A 451-nucleotide genomic window follows, 5' to 3' on the forward strand; every position below is an offset into this window, starting at 1 on the left:
TTCCATTTAAGTACCATTTGTAGATAGCAGAAGCATTATTAATATTGGCATTTAAAGTTAAGTCGCTACCACAGATAGATTGGTCAGGACCTAAATCTATAGAGTTACCAAAACCTTCTGATTCAATAAAAACAGCAGAATCAAAACGTTGATCAATATGGTCAGCAATAACAAATTTTATATGGTAGGTTTCATTAGGGATAATATCTGCTCTAGCAGTTAATATTTCAGTACGACCATTGTAATTGGTGTCTCCAATATTATAGCCTTCAAAATAGTCATCGTTGTGGGCTTCACAAAAACCATTAATGTTTGCGTGAATTGTATTTGTGCTAATCTCAGCGATTGTATTAGGCACAGTTGCAATGTTTACATAAGGGTCTGCTGTACTTGCTCGTTTTATAAGAATGGCGAAAACATCTTTAAAATTACAAGGGTATTCTTGCTGATA

At 33.9% G+C, this 451-nt stretch carries 1 protein-coding gene; it reads right to left on the bottom strand.

Going from position 1 to position 451, the window contains the following annotated elements; genetic code table 11:
* A partial coding sequence (locus Q0807_RS18865; RefSeq protein WP_301162064.1) for a choice-of-anchor L domain-containing protein occupies positions 1-451 on the bottom strand: 451 nt, incomplete at both ends.

This window comes from uncultured Winogradskyella sp. (assembly GCF_947495255.1).
Lineage (GTDB): Bacteria > Bacteroidota > Bacteroidia > Flavobacteriales > Flavobacteriaceae > Winogradskyella.